The organism is Pseudomonas aestuarii (genome assembly GCF_027988105.1).
GTDB classification, from domain to species: Bacteria; Pseudomonadota; Gammaproteobacteria; order Pseudomonadales; family Pseudomonadaceae; genus Aquipseudomonas; species Aquipseudomonas aestuarii.
This window is the reverse complement of sequence record NZ_JAQJZJ010000008.1, coordinates 260640-278510: the sequence shown is the minus strand read 5'-3', so window position 1 is coordinate 278510 and position 17871 is coordinate 260640. Positions and strand designations below refer to the sequence as shown.

The window sequence follows — 17871 nt, the reverse complement described above, 5'->3', positions numbered from 1 at the left end:
ATCAATCGCAGCGAGCCTGGCGCTCGCTCAACCCTGTGGTTTGTTAATATCGCGCGTTCTGTTTTTCCTTCTGAGGCTGGAGTTTGCCGATGTCCGCCCCTGTGACCCCTTTCGGGCTTGCTGCCCTGCCGGATGCCTACAAGGCGGTGCTCTATGTGCTGGCTTTGTCTTTCCCGGGCAAGCATAAAACCGCTTTGCTCGAGCAGTAGCGCGAGATGGGGGTACGCAGTGCCTCTACCCGAGCGATGGACGGGCCGGCACTGAGCGAGGTGCTGGCGATGCTGCACCGCCTCGACTGGGTCAGCCGCGGCGGAGTCCAAGGCCTAACTTTCAAGTACATGCCCGAGGGGGTGGGCTTGTCGGGACACAGGCAAGAACAGTTAAATGCCATTTCCTTGTAACTGAGTATCCGCCACCTAAGCACTTCGATTTCAAGTGTCGAGCGAAACGATGAATGAGTCGATGCGAAAGACCATGCCATGCGGCACGATGCCACCGCTTCAATTGATTAGCCGTGTTGCACTCAGCTCCTGCAGCAGCCGAGTTTTTCGCGCAGTTTCACAACCTGTAGGCACACCGTTATCATGCGTGCCTTGCAACTCAGTGAGATCAGCATGTTGCCACTACTAAGGCTGCTTCAAGACGGGCGTTTTCATTCGGGCGAAGCGCTTGGCGCGGCCTTGGGTGTCAGTCGCTCAGCAATATGGAAGCAATTAAAGACCTTGGAGTCTGAGTTGGGCTTGCCGGTTCATAGGGTTCGTGGGCGTGGATACCGCTTGGAGAGTCAGCTTGTTCTGTTAGATGAGGATGCTCTGGCGGTCAGTGCGTCTTCTAGCGGCTGGCCATTGAGTATTCTGCCCATTGTGGATTCGACCAATGCTGAGGTCTTGAGGCGTTTGGTGAGCGGTGAGGTGCCGCCTTTTATCGTATTGGCGGAGTGCCAGACCTCTGGACGGGGACGCAGGGGGCGTAATTGGGTGAGCCCCTTTGGTGAAAATCTATATTACAGCCTGGCGCTTCAAGTAGATGGCGGTATGCGGCAGCTTGAGGGGTTGAGTCTGGTTGTGGGCTTGGCTCTGCTGCGTGCGCTGCGTTTAGCCGGGGTGGTCACTGCTGGGTTGAAGTGGCCTAACGATGTGTTGGTCGATGGCCGCAAGATAGCGGGCATTCTCCTGGAGTTGTCTGGCGATCCGGCTGATGTATGTCACGTGGTGATAGGTATCGGGGTCAACGTGAACATGCTCGCTGAGACGGGAGATATCGATCAGCCGTGGACGTCTATGCGTGCTGAGCTGGGGTGCCTGGTTGATCGCAACGAGTTTGTTTTTGAGCTTAATCGCCAATTATCACTGTATCTAGGCGAGCATGAAAAACGTGGTTTTTCAGCGTTGAGGGATGAGTGGCAAGAAAGTCATCTTTGGCAAGGGCGTCATGTGACGCTCACCATGGGTGCCAGGCCGGTTGAGGGGGTGGTGTTGGGCGTCGATCGGACGGGTGCCATCCGCTTGCGTGTTGCTGGGGTAGAGCAAAGTTTTAGTGGTGGAGAGCTCAGTTTGAGGTTGAATGATGATTCTTGAGCTCGATTGTGGAAATAGCTTTATCAAATGGCGGATCGTCACAGAAAGTGGCGCGAGTGCGGGTTGTGGCGGTGTTGTTGGTACCGATGAAGAGCTCGTTCTGGCCGTGCAGCAGCAATTGCTCGATCTGCGCGCTTGTCGTTTGGTGAGTGTGCGCTCGGATGAAGAAACGACGCGTCTTGTCGATGCGCTCAAGCGAGCACTTAGCATCGAGTGCGTTTGTGCGCATGCGGCCGTTGAGTTGGCAGGTGTGCGTAATGGGTATGAGCAGTATGAGCGTCTAGGGCTTGATCGCTGGCTTGCTCTGGTTGCTGCATACCAGCAGGCCCAGCAGGCGTGCTTGGTACTGGACTTGGGGACTGCCGTGACCTCAGATTTTGTTGATACTGATGGTCAGCACCTTGGCGGTTTTATTTGCCCTGGTGTGCCTTTGATGCGTAATCAACTGCACACCCACACTCGCCGAACACGTTATGACGATCGACTTGCCGCGCAGGCGATGCAGAGCTTTGCGCCCGGGCGCTCAACGGCTGAAGCGGTAGAGCGCGGTTGTTCATTAATGCTACAGGGATTTGTTCATACCCAGCTGGATATGGCTCGCGACTACTGGGGGGGGCGTTTTGTGGTCTTCTTGACGGGTGGTGATGCTTCTTTGGTGGTCAACCTGTTGCCGGGTGCTCAAGTAGTCCCTGACCTGGTCTTTATCGGATTGGCGATCGCCTGTCCGTTACGTTGAGGTCATGCATGCGCTGGATGTTCTTGCTGTTGATTGTATTGAATCTGTTCTATTACGTGTGGCACCAGCAGCAGGCGCCATTGCGTCCAAAATCGGTTGCTCCGCTGACCCTTGCCCAGGACAGTAAGCGCGACATTCAACTGCTGAGTGAGTCTGATGAGCCTAAGCGGCGTGATCAGCCCCCCCCCTCGGTTGCTGGGACGGTCTGTCTTTTTCTCGGGGGCTTTGAGTCGGAGTCTACGGCTGCTGCAGTAGAGCAGCGGCTGGTCAGTCTCGATATCCGTTCGCGCATGCAATCAATGGATGCCGCAGCAGAAGTTGAGTATTGGGTGTATTTGCCGCCACTGGCATCACGCCAGGCCTCGCTTCGGCAGTTGAAAGAGTTGCAGGCGAGGAAGATAGACAGCTACATCATCACCCAGGGGGATTTGGCTAACGGAATATCGCTGGGGATCTTTCCGCGCGAAGACTCGGCGCGGGGGGTGATGCAGCGTCTGCATGATGCTGGTTACGACGCCGAGCTAAGGGAATTGCCGCGTTCTCATCGAAGCTATTGGGTGCGAATCTCGCCCGAAAGCCGTCAATTGGTCAGCGATTCGCTCTTGGAGAGTTTGGCTTTTGACTTCAATGGGTTGCAGCATCAATTAAAGCAGTGCGAAAGCATTGCAACCGCTCGTTAGATTGCATAGAATGGCGCCCGCTTCGCAGGGTGGCTTTAACGGCTAATCTGCAGAGTTGCTGTCAATGCAGCTAACCTCAGGTTTTTAATGAGAAATTGCTTGACAGTAGGGTGGCTTCTGAAGAGAATGCCGCCTCCTTTTGGAGGGATTCCCGAGTGGCCAAAGGGATCAGACTGTAAATCTGACGTCATCGACTTCGAAGGTTCGAATCCTTCTCCCTCCACCAGATTTAGCGTGAGCTACAAGCTCAGCGGGTATAGTTCAGTGGTAGAACCTCAGCCTTCCAAGCTGATGATGCGGGTTCGATTCCCGCTACCCGCTCCATGTTTGTGGTTTGCGCAATGTGTAACGCTCATGTAGCTCAGCTGGTAGAGCACACCCTTGGTAAGGGTGAGGTCAGCGGTTCGAGTCCGCTCATGAGCTCCATTCAACAAAGGCAGATATGAAAGTATCTGCCTTTGTTTTAATGGTGATATGACTTGCTTAATTCTTCGCTTGGAGGCAGTCGAGATGGCTAAAGAAAAGTTTGAACGTAATAAGCCGCACGTTAACGTAGGCACTATCGGCCACGTCGACCACGGCAAGACTACTCTGACTGCCGCGCTGACCAAGGTGTGTGCCGAGGCTTTCGGTGGCGCCATTCGCGATTTCGCGCAGATCGACAGTGCTCCAGAAGAAAAAGCTCGTGGTATCACGATCAACACTTCCCACGTTGAGTACGATTCCACCATCCGTCACTACGCTCACGTAGATTGCCCGGGCCACGCCGATTATGTGAAAAACATGATCACCGGTGCTGCGCAGATGGATGGCGCCATCCTGGTTTGCTCGGCTGCTGATGGCCCGATGCCGCAGACTCGCGAGCACATCCTGCTGTCCCGTCAGGTAGGCGTTCCTTACATCGTGGTCTTCCTGAACAAGGCTGACATGGTGGATGATGCTGAGCTGCTGGAACTGGTTGAGATGGAAGTGCGTGACCTGCTGTCGATGTATGACTTCCCAGGCGACGACACTCCGATCGTGATCGGCTCGGCGTTGATGGCCCTGAATGGCCAGGACGACAACGAGATGGGCACCTCGGCCGTGCGTAAGCTGGTTGAGACCCTGGATACCTATATCCCGGATCCGGTGCGCGTTATCGACAAGCCGTTCCTGATGCCTGTTGAGGATGTATTCTCGATCTCCGGTCGCGGTACCGTTGTGACTGGTCGTATCGAGCGCGGCATCATCAAGATCCAGGAAGAAGTTGAGATTGTAGGCCTGCGTCCTACCGTCAAGACCATCTGTACTGGTGTTGAGATGTTCCGCAAGCTGCTCGACGAAGGTCGTGCTGGCGAGAACTGCGGTATCTTGCTGCGTGGCACCAAGCGTGATGACGTTGAGCGTGGTCAGATTCTGGCCAAGCCGGGTAGCGTTAAGCCGCACACCAAGTTTGAAGCAGAAGTGTATGTGCTGAGCAAGGACGAAGGTGGTCGTCATACTCCGTTCTTCAAGGGCTACCGTCCGCAGTTCTACTTCCGCACTACCGACGTAACCGGTAACTGCGAGCTGCCGGAAGGCGTTGAGATGGTAATGCCGGGCGACAACGTGAAAATGGTTGTTACCCTGATCAAGTCGATCGCCATGGAAGATGGTCTGCGTTTCGCGATTCGCGAAGGCGGCCGTACCGTTGGTGCCGGCGTGGTTGCCAAGATCATCGAGTAATCGGTTGATCTGTCCCTCTCAGGCCGGCATAATGGTCGGCCTGATTTTAGTATTAGGTCAGTAGCTCAATTGGCAGAGCGGCGGTCTCCAAAACCGCAGGTTGGGGGTTCGATTCCCTCCTGACCTGCCATTTTCTAACGAATTTGGCGTGTCTTCTCACAGGATCTTAGTAAATGACTGTTAAGGCTGAAGCCAAAGATTCGCGCTTTGATCTGCTGAAGTGGGTTGTGGTATCCGCTTTGGTGGTGGTGGGTGTGGTTGGTAATCAGTACTTTTCTGCTGAGCCAATCCTGTACCGGGTGCTGGGCTTGCTTGTTCTCGCGGTCGTTGCTGGCGCTGTCGCGCTGCAGACGGCTAGGGGGCAGGCTTTTTCCGAACTGGCAAAAGAAGCGCGCATTGAAATTCGTAAGGTCGTTTGGCCAACCCGCCAGGAAACCACGCAGACCACGTTGATTGTTGTGGCTGTTGTTCTGGTTATGGCGCTGCTGTTGTGGGGTTTAGATACCTTGCTCGGTTGGCTTGTTTCGTTTGTAGTCGGTTAAAGGTGTCCCGTGGCTAAGCGTTGGTACGTTGTGCATGCTTACTCGGGTTACGAGAAGCATGTGATGCGCTCGTTGATCGAGCGTGTAAAGCTCGCCGGTATGGAAGATGGCTTCGGTGAGATTCTGGTCCCTACTGAAGAAGTGGTGGAGATGCGCAATGGCCAGAAGCGCAAAAGCGAGCGCAAATTTTTTCCTGGCTATGTGCTAGTACAGATGGACATGAACGAAGGCACTTGGCACTTGGTCAAGGATACGCCTCGGGTCATGGGCTTCATCGGTGGTACTGCGGATAAGCCGGCAGCGATTACCGACAAAGAAGCCGATGCCATCTTGCGTCGCGTTGCTGATAGCGGTGATAAGCCCAAGCCGAAGACGCTGTTTGAGCCAGGTGAGATGGTCCGTGTCGTTGATGGGCCGTTCGCTGACTTTAGTGGTGTGGTCGAAGAAGTCAATTATGAGAAAAGCCGTATCCAGGTGGCAGTGACTATTTTCGGTCGCTCCACTCCGGTCGAGCTGGAGTTCAGTCAGGTCGAAAAGGCATAACTGACACAAGCATCCCTTACCCCGCAGTCGCAAGCTGCGGGGTTTTGTCGTCACTGGGATAAATACGTAAATCATCGGGGAGCCGTAAGGCGCTAGAACCCGTAATTGGAGTAGCTCATGGCTAAGAAAATAACGGCTTATATCAAGCTGCAAGTAAAGGCTGCACAGGCTAACCCGAGCCCGCCAGTAGGTCCGGCGCTGGGTCAGCACGGCGTAAACATCATGGAGTTCTGCAAGGCGTTCAACGCCAGGACCCAGGGTATGGAGCCGGGTTTGCCGACGCCAGTGATCATCACTGTATACAGCGACCGCAGTTTTACCTTTGAAACCAAAAGCACCCCGGCTTCGGTTCTGTTGAAGAAGGCGGCTGGCCTGACCAGTGGTTCGGCCCGTCCGAACACCGTAAAGGTTGGCACTGTGACCCGTGCTCAGCTGGAAGAGATTGCCAAGACCAAGCAGGCTGATCTGACTTCCGCTGATATGGATGCTGCCGTGCGTACAATCGCCGGCTCTGCTCGTAGCATGGGCCTCAACGTGGAGGGTGTGTAATGGCTAAGCTGACTAAGCGTCAAAAGGCAATCGCTGAGAAAATTGAGGCTGGTAAGGCTTACAACTTTTCTGAAGCGGCCACTCTCTTGGCTGAACTGTCGACTGTCAAGTTCTCCGAATCTGTTGATGTCGCTGTGAACCTGGGCGTTGATCCTCGTAAATCCGACCAGGTTGTACGTGGCGCTACCGTGTTGCCGAACGGCTCCGGTAAGAGCGTACGGGTTGCCGTGTTCACCCAGGGGCCGGCAGCTGAGGCTGCTCTGGCCGCTGGTGCTGATCGCGTGGGTATGGATGAGCTGGCAGCTGAAATGAAGGGCGGCGACCTGAACTATGACGTCGTCATCGCATCCCCGGATGCCATGCGCGTTGTTGGTCAACTGGGTCAGATTCTCGGTCCGCGCGGCCTGATGCCGAACCCGAAAGTAGGTACCGTGACTCCAGACGTTGCCACTGCTGTGCGCAATGCCAAGGCTGGTCAGGTGCGTTTCCGCACCGATAAGAACGGTATCATCCACGGTTCCGTGGGCAAGGTTGGCTTCGACGCCGAGAAACTGAAGCAAAACGTTGAAGCGCTGATTTCCGATCTGAAGCGTCTCAAGCCGTCGACTTCGAAAGGTATCTATGTCAAGCGCGTGACCCTGAGCACCACTATGGGTCCTGGTCTGGTTATCGACCAGGCTTCGCTCGACGCGTAATGAATTCGGCTGGCGCAAGTGATTGCGTTAGCCTGCAAAATTGGGGTCCCTGCCTGGCGGGGGCTATCCAAGACCGTAGGTGGCGCAAGCCTTAAACCCGGCGAGTGATCTCCGGCAGCCTACGCAGATGGTGCTCCCGATTCTTACCGAATCAGACACCAAAACGCCGTCCAGCTTCGGTTGGACGAAACGGTAACATCCAGGAGTAAACCCGTGGCAATTAAACTCGAAGACAAAAAGGCCATCGTCGCTGAAGTCAACGAGGCTGCCAAAGCTGCCCTGTCCGCTGTCGTGGCTGATGCCCGTGGCGTGACCGTAGCTGCAATGACCGGACTCCGTAAAGAGGCCCGCGCATCTGGTGTGTACGTGAAAGTCGTGCGTAACACCCTGCTGCGCCGCGCCGTTGAGGGCACTCAGTTCGACGTGCTCAACGACGTGTTCAAAGGCCCGACCCTGATTGCATTCTCCAACGAACATCCGGGCGCTGCTGCTCGTATTTTCAAGGATTTTGCCAAGGGTCAGAGCAAGTTCGAGATCAAGGCAGCTTCGTTCGAGGGTCAGTTCCTCGCAGCCAATCAGATCGACGTACTGGCAACTCTGCCAACTTACAACGAAGCGATTTCTCAGCTGATGAGCGTGATGCAAGGCGCTACCAGCAAGTTCGTTCGTACTTTGGCGGCTGTTCGCGACCAGAAAGAAGCTGCAGCGGCCTAAGGCTGGCTGCATCGTCTTTCAATCTTATTTGTTTAATTTGATGGCCGCGAAGGCTGTCCCCTAATACAGGAATTTAGAGTCATGGCTCTGACCAACGAAGACATCATCAACGCCGTTTCCGACATGTCCGTGATGCAGGTTGTTGAACTGATCAAGGCAATGGAAGAGAAGTTCGGTGTTACTGCCGCTGCTGCTGCTGGCCCGGCTGCTGCCGTTGCTGCTGTAGCTGAAGAGCAAACCGAATTCAACGTCGTGCTGCTGGAAGCTGGCGAGAAGAAAGTAAACGTGATCAAGGCTGTTCGTGAATTGACCGGTCTGGGTCTGAAAGAAGCCAAGGCAGTGGTTGATGGCGCTCCTGGCGTTGTCAAAGAAGGTGTTTCGAAGGACGAAGCTGCAGCTGCAGTTAAAGTCCTGGAAGATGCTGGCGCTAAAGTCGAGCTCAAGTAAGCGACGACCTTGCGTCTACAGCCTGAGCGACTCGCGTAAGGCTGATGGCTGGTGGCTTTTGCCACCGGCCTTTTTCCGTTGTAGGTCGGCTATTCACTAGTCGGCCCTCAATGGGAACAACCCACCCTGAGCGGTGGCGCAAACCAAAGGGTTTGCAAGAGTTTCTGGCTGCTCCCATCGGAGAGGCCAAATAAGCAGGTGACCAAGCTGGGGAACGCTGATGGCTTACTCATATACTGAGAAAAAACGTATCCGCAAGGACTTTAGCAAGTTGCCGGATGTCATGGATGTGCCTTATCTCCTGGCCATCCAGCTGGATTCGTATCGCGAATTCCTGCAGGCGGGAGCGACCAAGGACCAGTTTCGTGACATCGGCCTGCATGCGGCCTTCAAGTCCGTTTTCCCGATCATCAGCTACTCCGGCAATGCGGCCCTGGAGTATGTTGGTTATCGCTTGGGCGATCCGGCATTTGACGTAAAAGAGTGCGTGTTGCGCGGCGTCACATTCGCCGTGCCGCTGCGGGTAAAAGTGCGCCTGATCATTTTCGACAAAGAATCGTCGAACAAAGCGATCAAGGACATCAAAGAGCAAGAAGTTTACATGGGGGAAATCCCCCTGATGACCGAGAACGGTACCTTCGTTATCAACGGTACCGAGCGCGTCATCGTCTCCCAGCTGCACCGCTCCCCAGGCGTGTTCTTCGATCACGACCGTGGCAAGACCCACAGCTCGGGTAAGCTGCTGTACTCGGCGCGTGTCATTCCTTACCGCGGTTCCTGGCTGGACTTCGAGTTCGATCCGAAGGACGCCGTATTCGTGCGTATCGACCGTCGCCGCAAGTTGCCGGCATCGGTGCTGCTGCGCGCGCTGGGTTACAGTACTGAAGAAGTGTTGGACGCCTTCTATGCGACCAACGTGTTCCATGTGAAGGGCGAAACCCTCAACCTGGAACTGGTACCGCAACGTCTGCGTGGCGAGATCGCTGTTCTCGACATCCTCGACGAGAAGGGCAAGGTCATCGTTGAGCAAGGCCGCCGTATTACTGCGCGCCACATCAACCAGTTGGACAAGGCCGGCATCAAAGAGCTGCAAGTGCCGATCGATTACCTGATCGGCCGCACCTCGGCCAAGGCTATCGTGCACCCGGCTACCGGCGAAATCATCGCTGAATGCAACACCGAGCTGAACGTCGAGATCCTGGCCAAAGTGGTCAAGGCTCAGGTCGTGCGGATCGAAACGTTGTACACCAACGATATCGATTGCGGCCCGTTCATCTCCGATACCCTGAAGATCGACAGCACTACCAATCAACTGGAAGCGCTGGTCGAGATCTACCGCATGATGCGTCCAGGCGAGCCGCCAACCAAGGATGCCGCCGAGACCCTGTTCAACAACCTGTTCTTCAGTCCCGAGCGTTATGACCTTTCTGCAGTAGGTCGGATGAAGTTCAACCGTCGTATCGGTCGCACCGAGATCGAAGGTTCCGGCGTGCTGTGCAAGGAAGATATCGTCGCGGTCCTCAAGACCCTGGTCGATATCCGTAACGGCAAGGGCATCGTCGATGACATCGACCACTTGGGTAACCGCCGCGTCCGTTGCGTTGGCGAGATGGCCGAGAACCAGTTCCGCGTGGGCCTGGTGCGTGTCGAGCGCGCGGTCAAGGAACGTCTGTCGATGGCTGAAAGCGAAGGCCTGATGCCGCAGGATCTGATCAACGCCAAGCCGGTTGCGGCGGCGGTGAAAGAGTTCTTCGGTTCCAGCCAGCTTTCGCAGTTCATGGACCAGAACAACCCGCTCTCCGAGATCACCCACAAGCGCCGTGTTTCCGCGCTTGGTCCGGGCGGCCTGACCCGTGAGCGTGCTGGCTTCGAAGTCCGTGACGTACACCCGACCCATTACGGCCGTGTGTGCCCGATCGAAACGCCGGAAGGCCCGAACATCGGTCTGATCAACTCCCTGGCGGCCTATGCGCGCACCAACCAGTACGGTTTCCTCGAGAGCCCGTACCGTGTGGTGAACGACACCCTGGTGACTGACGAAATCGTCTTTCTCTCGGCAATCGAAGAGGCCGATCACGTGATCGCCCAGGCTTCGGCCACGATGAACGACAAAGGTCAGCTGGTCGATGAGTTGGTGGCCGTGCGTCACCTCAACGAGTTCACCGTTAAAGCACCTGAAGACGTCACCCTGATGGACGTTTCGCCGAAGCAGGTAGTTTCGGTTGCTGCATCGTTGATTCCGTTCCTCGAGCACGACGACGCCAACCGCGCGTTGATGGGTTCGAACATGCAGCGTCAGGCTGTACCGACTCTGCGTTGCGACAAGCCGCTGGTTGGTACCGGTATGGAGCGCAACGTTGCGCGTGATTCCGGGGTTTGCGTGGTCGCGCGTCGCGGCGGTGTGATCGATTCGGTCGACGCCAGCCGTATCGTGGTGCGGGTAAACAATGACGAAGTCGAAACCGGTGAAGCCGGTGTCGACATCTATAACCTGACCAAGTACACCCGCTCCAACCAGAACACCTGCATCAATCAGCGTCCGCTGGTGAGCAAGGGTGATCAGGTCGAGCGCAGCGACATCCTGGCCGACGGCCCGTCCACCGACATGGGTGAGCTGGCGCTGGGTCAGAACATGCGCGTCGCGTTCATGCCGTGGAACGGTTACAACTTCGAAGACTCCATCCTCCTCTCGGAGCGCGTGGTCCAGGAAGACCGTTTCACCACGATCCACATTCAGGAGCTGACCTGTGTGGCGCGTGACACCAAGCTCGGGCCGGAGGAGATCAGCTCCGATATCCCGAACGTCGGTGAGGCTGCCCTGAACAAGCTGGATGAAGCCGGTATCGTTTACGTCGGCGCCGAAGTCGGCGCTGGCGACATCCTGGTAGGCAAGGTCACTCCGAAAGGCGAGACCCAGCTGACGCCGGAAGAGAAGCTGTTGCGTGCGATCTTCGGTGAGAAGGCGTCCGATGTGAAGGACACCTCCCTGCGTGTGCCGACTGGTACCAAGGGCACCGTTATCGACGTGCAGGTCTTCACTCGTGACGGCGTAGAGCGTGATGCTCGTGCTCTGTCCATCGAGAAAAGCCAGCTCGACGAGATCCGTAAGGACTTGAACGAAGAGTTCCGCATCGTTGAAGGCGCGACCTTCGAGCGCCTGCGTGAAGCCTTGGTCGGCAAGAAAGTCGAAGGTGGTGCTGGCCTGAAGAAGGGCGCGGACATCACCGACGAAGTACTCGACGGCCTCGAGCACGGTCAGTGGTTCAAGCTGCGCATGGCAGACGACGCGCTCAACGAGCAGTTGGAAAAGGCCCAGGCCTACATCTCCGACCGCCGTCAGTTGCTCGACGACAAGTTCGAAGACAAGAAGCGCAAGCTGCAGCAGGGCGATGACCTGGCGCCGGGCGTGCTGAAGATCGTCAAGGTCTACCTGGCCATCCGTCGTCGCATTCAGCCGGGTGACAAGATGGCTGGTCGTCACGGTAACAAGGGTGTGGTCTCGGTGATCATGCCGGTCGAAGACATGCCGCACGATGTGCATGGCACGCCGGTAGACATCGTTCTCAACCCGCTGGGTGTACCGTCGCGGATGAACGTCGGGCAGATCCTCGAAACCCACCTGGGCCTCGCGGCCAAGGGGCTGGGCGAGAAGATCAACCGCATGCTCGAAGAGCAGCGCAAGGTCTCCGAGTTGCGCAAGTTCATGCAGCAGATCTACAACGAGATCGGCGGCCGTCAGGAAAATCTGGATGAACTGAGCGATCAGGAAATCCTCAACCTGGCGAAGAACCTGCGCGGCGGCGTGCCTATGGCCACGCCGGTATTCGACGGTGCCAAGGAAAGCGAAATCAAGGCCATGCTCAAACTGGCAGATTTGCCGGAAAGCGGTCAGATGCGCCTGATCGACGGCCGGACGGGTAACCAGTTCGAGCGTCCGACTACCGTTGGCTACATGTACATGCTGAAACTGAACCACCTGGTGGACGACAAGATGCACGCGCGTTCCACGGGTTCCTACAGCCTGGTTACCCAGCAGCCGCTGGGTGGTAAGGCGCAGTTCGGTGGTCAGCGCTTTGGTGAGATGGAGGTCTGGGCACTGGAAGCCTATGGCGCCGCCTACACCCTGCAGGAAATGCTGACCGTTAAGTCGGATGACGTGAACGGCCGTACCAAGATGTACAAAAACATCGTGGACGGTGATCACCGTATGGAGCCGGGCATGCCCGAGTCCTTCAACGTACTGATCAAAGAGATCCGTTCACTCGGTATCGACATCGATCTGGAAACCGAATAACACGTGACGCGAATCGAGAGCGGGGCTGGATTGCCCGCTCTCTGCTCCGCCAGGAGGAAAGGCCTTGAAAGACCTACTGAATTTGCTGAAAAACCAGGGTCAAGTCGAAGAGTTCGACGCCATCCGTATCGGATTGGCTTCGCCTGAGATGATCCGTTCGTGGTCGTTCGGTGAAGTTAAAAAGCCGGAAACCATCAACTACCGTACGTTCAAACCTGAGCGTGATGGCCTGTTCTGCGCCAAGATCTTTGGCCCGGTAAAGGATTACGAGTGCCTGTGCGGTAAGTACAAGCGCTTGAAGCACCGTGGCGTGATCTGCGAGAAGTGTGGCGTTGAAGTGGCCCTGGCCAAGGTTCGTCGTGAGCGCATGGCGCACATCGAACTGGCTTCGCCGGTAGCCCACATCTGGTTCCTGAAATCGCTGCCGAGCCGTATCGGCTTGCTGATGGACATGACCCTGCGTGATATCGAGCGCGTACTCTATTTCGAGAGCTACGTGGTAATCGATCCGGGCATGACCACCCTGGAAAAAGGCCAGCTGCTGAACGATGAGCAGTACTTCGAAGCCCTCGAAGAGTTCGGTGACGACTTCGACGCCCGCATGGGTGCCGAGGCCGTTCGTGAGCTGTTGCACGCCATCGACCTGGAGTTCGAGATTGGCCGTCTGCGCGAAGAAATTCCGCAAACCAACTCGGAAACCAAGATCAAGAAGCTGTCCAAGCGTCTGAAACTGATGGAAGCCTTCCTCGGCTCCGGCAACTTGCCTGAGTGGATGGTGTTGACCGTTCTGCCGGTTCTGCCGCCAGACCTGCGTCCGCTGGTTCCGTTGGATGGCGGCCGCTTTGCGACCTCGGATCTGAATGATCTGTATCGCCGCGTGATCAACCGCAACAACCGTCTCAAGCGCCTGCTCGATCTTTCCGCGCCGGACATCATCGTGCGCAACGAAAAGCGTATGTTGCAGGAAGCGGTCGATGCATTGCTCGACAACGGTCGTCGTGGTCGCGCCATCACTGGCTCGAACAAGCGTCCGCTGAAATCCTTGGCTGACATGATCAAGGGTAAGCAAGGTCGCTTCCGTCAGAACCTGCTCGGTAAGCGCGTGGACTACTCCGGTCGTTCGGTAATTACCGTAGGCCCGACTCTGCGTCTGCACCAGTGCGGTTTGCCGAAGAAGATGGCCCTCGAGCTGTTCAAGCCGTTCATTTTCGGCAAGCTGGAAATGCGTGGTCTGGCGACCACCATCAAGGCCGCCAAGAAGATGGTCGAGCGCGAGTTGCCGGAAGTGTGGGACGTTCTCGCTGAAGTGATTCGCGAACACCCCGTACTGCTCAACCGTGCACCGACCCTTCACCGTCTGGGCATCCAGGCGTTTGAGCCGGTTCTGATCGAAGGTAAAGCGATTCAGCTGCACCCGCTGGTCTGCGCCGCTTACAACGCCGACTTCGACGGTGACCAGATGGCCGTGCACGTGCCGCTGACGCTGGAAGCCCAGCTCGAAGCGCGCGCACTGATGATGTCGACCAACAACATCCTGTCGCCTGCCAACGGTGAGCCGATCATCGTTCCTTCGCAGGACGTGGTACTGGGTCTGTACTACATGACCCGTGAAGCGATCAATGCCAAGGGCGAAGGCCGCGTGTTCGCTGACTTGCAGGAAGTCGATCGGGTGTTCCGTGCCGGTGAAGCGTCGCTGCACGCCAAGGTCAAGGTGCGCATCAACGAAGTCATCAAGGATCGTGATGGCACCATCACCAAGAACACCCGCATCGTTGACACCACAGTCGGTCGTGCGCTGTTGTTCCAGGTGGTCCCGGCTGGCCTGTCCTATGACGTGGTCAACCAGTCGATGAAGAAGAAGGCGATCTCCAAGCTGATCAACCAGTGCTACCGCACTGTTGGCTTGAAAGACACCGTGATCTTCGCTGACCAGTTGATGTACACCGGTTTCGCCTATTCGACCATCTCCGGTGTGTCGATCGGTGTGAACGACTTCGTCATCCCGGATGAGAAGGCGCAGATCATTGATGCCGCCACCGAGGAAGTCAAAGAGATCGAGTCGCAGTACGCCTCCGGCCTGGTTACCCAGGGCGAGAAGTACAACAAGGTGATCGACCTCTGGTCCAAGGCCAACGACGAAGTGTCCAAGGCGATGATGGCCAACCTCTCGAAAGAGAAGGTCATCGACCGTCATGGCAACGAAGTCGAGCAGGAGTCCTTCAACTCCATGTACATGATGGCCGACTCCGGTGCGCGGGGTTCTGCTGCGCAGATCCGTCAGCTCGCCGGTATGCGCGGTCTGATGGCCAAGCCGGATGGCTCGATCATCGAAACGCCGATCACCGCGAACTTCCGCGAAGGTCTCAGCGTTCTGCAGTACTTCATCTCCACTCACGGTGCTCGTAAGGGTCTTGCGGATACCGCATTGAAGACTGCGAACTCCGGTTACCTGACCCGTCGCCTGGTCGATGTGGCCCAGGATCTGGTGGTTACCGCGATCGACTGTGGCACCGAGCATGGCTTGCTCATGACCCCGCACATTGAAGGCGGTGATGTGGTTGAGCCGTTGGGTGAGCGCGTACTGGGCCGAGTCATTGCCCATGACGTGTTCAAGCCGGGCACTGACGAGCTCCTGGTGCCTGGTGGCACTCTGGTCGACGAGGAGTGGGTCGAGTTCATCGAGCTGAACAGCATCGACGAAGTGATCGTGCGTTCGCCGATTACCTGTGAGACCCGCTACGGTATCTGCGCCAAGTGCTACGGTCGCGACCTGGCTCGTGGTCACCAGATCAACATCGGTGAAGCGGTCGGCGTTATCGCTGCTCAATCGATCGGTGAGCCGGGAACCCAGCTGACCATGCGTACGTTCCACATTGGTGGTGCGGCCAGCCGGACTTCCGCTGCAGATAGCGTGCAAGTGAAGAACGGCGGCATGGTTCGTCTGCACAACCTCAAGCACGTCGAGCGTCTCGACGGCAACCTGGTCGCGGTATCGCGTTCCGGCGAGCTGGCGATTGCCGATGAGTTCGGTCGTGAGCGTGAGCGTTACAAGCTGCCTTACGGTGCGGTTATTTCGGTGAAGGAAGGTGACAAGGTCGACGCTGGCGCCATCGTCGCCAAGTGGGATCCGCACACCCACCCGATCGTTACCGAAATGAAAGGTACCGTGACCTACGTGGGCATGGAAGAAGGCATCACCATCAAGCGCCAGACCGACGAATTGACCGGTCTGACCAACATCGAAGTGCTGGATCCGAAAGATCGCCCAGCCGCCGGCAAGGACATCCGTCCAGCCGTGAAGATGGTGGGTATTGATGGTAAGGATCTGCTGCTGCCGGGTACTGATGTGCCGGCTCAATACTTCCTGCCGGCTAACGCCTTGGTGGGTGTGGCCAACGGTGTTCAGGTCGGTGTGGGTGATGTTATTGCCCGTATCCCGCAGGAAACCTCGAAGACCCGTGACATTACCGGTGGTCTGCCACGCGTTGCCGACTTGTTCGAAGCCCGTCGCCCGAAAGAAGCCTCTATTCTGGCTGAAATCAGCGGCACCATTGCCTTCGGTAAGGAAACCAAGGGTAAGCGTCGCCTGGTCATTACGCCGACCGACGGCAGCGATCCGTACGAGGAGCTGATTCCGAAGTGGCGTCACCTCAACGTGTTCGAGGGTGAGCAGGTCAACAAGGGTGAAGTCATCTCCGACGGCCCGAGTGATCCGCACGACATCCTGCGTCTGTTGGGTGTCAGCGCCCTGGCCAAGTACATCGTCAACGAGATTCAGGACGTTTACCGCCTGCAGGGTGTGAAGATCAACGACAAACACATCGAGACCATCCTGCGCCAGATGCTGCGCAAGGTCGAAGTGGCCGAGTCGGGTGACTCCACCTTCATCAAAGGTGATCAGATGGAGCTGACCGCGGTACTGGGTGAGAACGAGCGGCTGGCAGCAGACGATAAGTTCATTGCCAAGTACACCCGCGTGCTGTTGGGTATCACCAAGGCATCGTTGTCGACCGAATCGTTCATTTCGGCTGCATCGTTCCAGGAGACAACCCGGGTACTCACCGAGGCGGCAGTTACGGGCAAGCGCGACTTCTTGCGCGGCCTGAAAGAGAACGTGGTCGTGGGTCGTCTGATCCCGGCCGGTACCGGTCTGGCTTACCATGCTGAGCGCAAGCGCAAGCGTGAAGCCGACAAGCCGGTACGTGTCAGCGCCAGTGAAGTGGAAGCCGCACTGACCGAAGCGCTGAACTCCAGCGGTAGTTGAGTGCGCAGCCTCGTTGCTTCGGTAGTGGGGCTGTAGCTTGACGGGGCGCGTGAGTCTCATTAGACTCATGCACCCCTAAATTTGGCAGGGCATGTGCCCTGCCAAATTGCTTTTGTTGAAAATAAATAGCGTCGAAAGACAACAGTGGAGCTAGTAGATGGCAACTATCAACCAGCTGGTACGTCAGCCGCGTAAGCGTATCGTCGAGAAATCCGACGTGCCTGCGCTGCAGAACTGCCCGCAACGTCGTGGTGTATGCACTCGCGTGTATACCACTACGCCGAAAAAACCGAACTCGGCACTGCGTAAAGTCTGCCGTGTGCGTCTGACCAACGGTTTCGAGGTTTCCTCGTACATCGGCGGTGAAGGCCACAACCTGCAAGAGCACAGCGTGGTCCTGATCCGTGGCGGTCGTGTAAAAGACTTGCCAGGTGTTCGTTACCACACCGTTCGCGGCTCCTTGGATACTTCCGGCGTCAAAGGTCGTAACCAGGGTCGTTCGAAGTACGGTACCAAGCGTCCGAAGTAATCGGTGCTTGAGCTGAAATTGCAGTTTTCTATTTTTCTGAGTCGATAAGAGTAAGGTCGGGCGCCATCCTTGTGGGGCAGTCCCGAGCTAACCTGAAGACCGTTTGAGGGCTTATCAAATGCCAAGACGTCGTGTAGCAGCCAAGCGCGAAGTGCTTGATGATCCAAAGTACGGTAGCCAGATCCTGGCTAAGTTCATGAACCACGTGATGGAAAGCGGCAAGAAAGCCGTTGCCGAGCGTATCGTTTATGGTGCCTTGGAGAAGGTTAAAGAACGTAAGAACAGCGATCCCCTGGAAATCTTCGAGAAAGCTCTCGACGCCATCGCTCCGCTGGTCGAAGTGAAGTCGCGCCGTGTAGGCGGTGCTACTTACCAGGTTCCGGTCGAAGTTCGTCCGTCCCGTCGTAACGCTCTTGCAATGCGCTGGCTGGTAGATTTTGCCCGTCGTCGTGGTGAGAAATCCATGGCTCTGCGCTTGGCTGGCGAGCTGATGGATGCCGCTGAAGGCAAGGGTGCTGCAGTGAAGAAGCGTGAAGACGTGCACCGTATGGCCGAAGCCAACAAGGCCTTCTCGCACTACCGCTTCTAATCATCGCG

General features: G+C 56.7%; 14 protein-coding genes and 4 tRNA genes. All 18 read left to right on the top strand.

Translation table 11 applies throughout. The features are described 5' to 3' along the window. Positions 1 to 614 precede the first annotated feature (614 nt). The 18 genes from birA (at position 615) to rpsG (ending at position 17863) form a co-directional block, all read left to right on the top strand. Positions 615 to 1577 carry a bifunctional biotin--[acetyl-CoA-carboxylase] ligase/biotin operon repressor BirA gene (gene birA / locus PH586_RS17785; protein WP_271349089.1) on the top strand — a complete coding sequence of 321 codons (963 nt, stop codon included), beginning with the start codon at positions 615 to 617 and terminating at the stop codon, positions 1575 to 1577. Next, positions 1567 to 2313 carry a pantothenate kinase gene (locus PH586_RS17780; RefSeq protein WP_271349088.1) on the top strand — a complete coding sequence of 249 codons (747 nt, stop codon included), beginning with the start codon at positions 1567 to 1569 and terminating at the stop codon, positions 2311 to 2313. Before birA ends, PH586_RS17780 begins: the two co-directional genes overlap by 11 nt. Positions 2314 to 2321: 8 nt before the next feature. Next, positions 2322 to 2993, top strand: coding sequence for an SPOR domain-containing protein (locus PH586_RS17775; protein ID WP_271349075.1), 672 nt, complete (start codon positions 2322 to 2324; stop codon positions 2991 to 2993). A gap of 141 nt (positions 2994 to 3134) precedes the next feature. Beyond that, positions 3135 to 3219: transfer RNA gene (locus PH586_RS17770), tRNA-Tyr, on the top strand. Positions 3220 to 3243: 24 nt separating this feature from the next. Next, positions 3244 to 3317 (top strand) — tRNA-Gly (locus PH586_RS17765). 26 nt (positions 3318 to 3343) lie between these two features. Beyond that, a tRNA-Thr gene (locus PH586_RS17760) sits at positions 3344 to 3419 on the top strand. Between the two features lie 84 nt (positions 3420 to 3503). After that, positions 3504 to 4697 (top strand): elongation factor Tu, encoded by a 1194-nt coding sequence (gene tuf / locus PH586_RS17755; protein ID WP_271349069.1) that lies wholly within the window; start codon positions 3504 to 3506, stop codon positions 4695 to 4697. A 54-nt stretch (positions 4698 to 4751) separates the two neighbouring features. After that, positions 4752 to 4827: transfer RNA gene (locus PH586_RS17750), tRNA-Trp, on the top strand. 43 nt (positions 4828 to 4870) lie between these two features. Then, a complete protein-coding gene (gene secE, locus PH586_RS17745; RefSeq protein WP_271349074.1) occupies positions 4871 to 5239 on the top strand; it encodes a preprotein translocase subunit SecE in 369 nt (122 codons plus the stop codon). A gap of 9 nt (positions 5240 to 5248) precedes the next feature. Then, a complete protein-coding gene (gene nusG / locus PH586_RS17740; RefSeq protein WP_238042685.1) occupies positions 5249 to 5782 on the top strand; it encodes a transcription termination/antitermination protein NusG in 534 nt (177 codons plus the stop codon). A gap of 117 nt (positions 5783 to 5899) precedes the next feature. Next, positions 5900 to 6331, top strand: coding sequence for a 50S ribosomal protein L11 (rplK, locus tag PH586_RS17735; RefSeq protein WP_090505833.1), 432 nt, complete (start codon positions 5900 to 5902; stop codon positions 6329 to 6331). Next, positions 6331 to 7026 carry a 50S ribosomal protein L1 gene (rplA, locus tag PH586_RS17730; protein ID WP_238042684.1) on the top strand — a complete coding sequence of 232 codons (696 nt, stop codon included), beginning with the start codon at positions 6331 to 6333 and terminating at the stop codon, positions 7024 to 7026. The genes rplK and rplA overlap by 1 nt, the downstream gene beginning before the upstream one ends. A gap of 213 nt (positions 7027 to 7239) precedes the next feature. Further along, positions 7240 to 7740, top strand: coding sequence for a 50S ribosomal protein L10 (gene rplJ, locus PH586_RS17725; protein WP_238042683.1), 501 nt, complete (start codon positions 7240 to 7242; stop codon positions 7738 to 7740). An 81-nt stretch (positions 7741 to 7821) separates the two neighbouring features. Further along, positions 7822 to 8187, top strand: a complete 366-nt coding sequence (gene rplL / locus PH586_RS17720) for a 50S ribosomal protein L7/L12 (RefSeq protein WP_238042682.1) — start codon at positions 7822 to 7824, stop codon at positions 8185 to 8187. 220 nt (positions 8188 to 8407) lie between these two features. Further along, on the top strand, positions 8408 to 12481 hold the full coding sequence (gene rpoB / locus PH586_RS17715; protein WP_271349072.1) for a DNA-directed RNA polymerase subunit beta: 4074 nt from the start codon (positions 8408 to 8410) through the stop codon (positions 12479 to 12481). A gap of 64 nt (positions 12482 to 12545) precedes the next feature. Further along, positions 12546 to 16745, top strand: a complete 4200-nt coding sequence (gene rpoC / locus PH586_RS17710) for a DNA-directed RNA polymerase subunit beta' (RefSeq protein WP_271349071.1) — start codon at positions 12546 to 12548, stop codon at positions 16743 to 16745. Between the two features lie 157 nt (positions 16746 to 16902). Then, on the top strand, positions 16903 to 17274 hold the full coding sequence (gene rpsL / locus PH586_RS17705) for a 30S ribosomal protein S12 (protein WP_003186084.1): 372 nt from the start codon (positions 16903 to 16905) through the stop codon (positions 17272 to 17274). A 118-nt stretch (positions 17275 to 17392) separates the two neighbouring features. Continuing rightward, entirely contained in the window at positions 17393 to 17863 is a 471-nt protein-coding gene (gene rpsG, locus PH586_RS17700; RefSeq protein ID WP_238042679.1) for a 30S ribosomal protein S7, read from the top strand. Positions 17864 to 17871 lie beyond the last annotated feature (8 nt).

What these genes read in the sequence shown, in the direction of transcription:
- birA (WP_271349089.1), top strand. Translation starts at nt 615, where the DNA reads ATGTTGCCACTACTAAGGCTGCTTCAAGACGGGCGTTTTCATTCGGGC.
- rpsL (WP_003186084.1), top strand. Translation starts at nt 16,903, where the DNA reads ATGGCAACTATCAACCAGCTGGTACGTCAGCCGCGTAAGCGTATCGTC.
- rplK (WP_090505833.1), top strand. Translation starts at nt 5,900, where the DNA reads ATGGCTAAGAAAATAACGGCTTATATCAAGCTGCAAGTAAAGGCTGCA.
- rpsG (WP_238042679.1), top strand. Translation starts at nt 17,393, where the DNA reads ATGCCAAGACGTCGTGTAGCAGCCAAGCGCGAAGTGCTTGATGATCCA.
- tuf (WP_271349069.1), top strand. Translation starts at nt 3,504, where the DNA reads ATGGCTAAAGAAAAGTTTGAACGTAATAAGCCGCACGTTAACGTAGGC.
- rpoB (WP_271349072.1), top strand. Translation starts at nt 8,408, where the DNA reads ATGGCTTACTCATATACTGAGAAAAAACGTATCCGCAAGGACTTTAGC.
- secE (WP_271349074.1), top strand. Translation starts at nt 4,871, where the DNA reads ATGACTGTTAAGGCTGAAGCCAAAGATTCGCGCTTTGATCTGCTGAAG.
- PH586_RS17775 (WP_271349075.1), top strand. Translation starts at nt 2,322, where the DNA reads ATGCGCTGGATGTTCTTGCTGTTGATTGTATTGAATCTGTTCTATTAC.
- rplA (WP_238042684.1), top strand. Translation starts at nt 6,331, where the DNA reads ATGGCTAAGCTGACTAAGCGTCAAAAGGCAATCGCTGAGAAAATTGAG.
- rplL (WP_238042682.1), top strand. Translation starts at nt 7,822, where the DNA reads ATGGCTCTGACCAACGAAGACATCATCAACGCCGTTTCCGACATGTCC.
- PH586_RS17780 (WP_271349088.1), top strand. Translation starts at nt 1,567, where the DNA reads ATGATTCTTGAGCTCGATTGTGGAAATAGCTTTATCAAATGGCGGATC.